General features: G+C 61.7%; 2 protein-coding genes and 1 pseudogene. 1 reads left to right on the top strand and 2 read right to left on the bottom strand.

Annotation, left to right across the window (positions count from 1 at the left end; all coding sequences use genetic code 11):
- Nucleotides 1-229: hypothetical protein (locus QCE79_RS32865; protein ID WP_309851618.1), on the top strand; the 229-nt coding region annotated here is incomplete at its 5' end.
- A gap of 161 nt (nucleotides 230-390) precedes the next feature.
- Here QCE79_RS32865 and QCE79_RS32860 read toward each other — a convergent pair.
- Nucleotides 391-444: pseudogene (locus QCE79_RS32860) on the bottom strand (hypothetical protein); the annotation flags it as partial.
- A 251-nt stretch (nucleotides 445-695) separates the two neighbouring features.
- Nucleotides 696-911 carry a hypothetical protein gene (locus QCE79_RS32855; protein WP_309851615.1) on the bottom strand — a complete coding sequence of 72 codons (216 nt, stop codon included), beginning with the start codon at nucleotides 909-911 and terminating at the stop codon, nucleotides 696-698.
- Nucleotides 912-1,214: the final 303 nt, after the last annotated feature.

Here is a 1,214-nt window from a genome sequence, read left to right as displayed (position 1 = left end):
TGTTCATGCCGTAGCGGAAGTCGACAGGATCGCGGTGCAGGTAGACCTTCAGATTATCGTCGAACCGGAACACGGCATCCTCCCGAGCATCTGGACCACCGTGGTCAGCTCGTCGATGGTCGCCTCTGCGATGTCGAACTCAACACCGTTAGGCAAACGTATGTGCAAGGCAACCGTGATCGATGGTGTGCGCGCGGACACCGCTCGTTCAACCGTCACAGCCCCCTGAACGACCGGTACAAATGGTGATGGCACGTCGGTCGCGTCAGTCCGCAAGGCAGGCGGCGTGACATCAAGCGATGCCCTGTCTGCTGGTCTCAGTTCCTTATCCGCCGAATTCCGCGCCGCATGTGTCTTCTGATAGCGCGTGATCCACTCGCGCAACAGATTCGGGTTCAAGCCGTATTCCATCGCCGTCCGCGCTATCGAAACGCCGGACGTCATGCACAACTGGACCAGTTCCTCGCGGGCTTGCGGATCGTATTCCCGGCGACCATCCCGTTTCGCGCCGACTACCAGACGGCTACGCAAGTCTCGATCTTCTGTCATGTACTCTCATCCCAGCTGTCCACGTGGACAGGTAGCATCAGAGAATCACTCGTCCATTGCTAGGGCGTCCCTTAAGGACCGCATACCGTCGACTCAACTGGACCCGTCTCTTTGGCGTTCCAGGGGAACCGCCAATGCAGCCGCCTTCAGGTCGCCTGTACCTGTGCGCCCGTTGTCGGGCGCAGGTCTTCGTCTGCCGCCAGTGTGACCGTGGCAATCGGTACTGCCGCGACTGCGCCACCCCTGCACGCCGCGACAGCGTGCGCGAAGCCGGGCAACGCTATCAGCGTCCCCGCCGCGGACGCTTTGTACATGCCGCACGCGCCCGGCGCTATCGGGTCCGGCGGCAATTCGTGACGCATCGCGGTTCACCTGACTCCCCCGCCGATGGTGTACTGCAACCGGACCGCGACGACGCCGTTGCACTCGCCAACGCCGCCGTTCGCCCGGCGGCGCCGCCTCAGTTGAACTGTCGTTTCTGCGGCACCTTGCTCTCACCGCTGGTACGAACCGGCTTTGTGCGTCGTCGTGGTCTCCATCATGTTCGCCCCGAAGGCGTTGCCTTCTGTGAACTTTCGCCGTTAAGGAGCCAAACCGTTTTCGGCATAAAGGCGCCAGGGAGTTTTCGGCGTTTAGGCGCCGCAAGTTTTTCGGCATATAGGCGC

The sequence above is a fragment of the Caballeronia sp. LZ003 genome, assembly GCF_031451465.1.
Lineage (GTDB): Bacteria > Pseudomonadota > Gammaproteobacteria > Burkholderiales > Burkholderiaceae > Caballeronia.
Note: the sequence above shows the minus strand (reverse complement) of the source record. Positions and strands in the feature narration are given on the sequence as shown.

What these genes read in the sequence shown, in the direction of transcription:
- QCE79_RS32855 (WP_309851615.1), bottom strand. Translation starts at nt 911, where the DNA reads ATGCGTCACGAATTGCCGCCGGACCCGATAGCGCCGGGCGCGTGCGGC.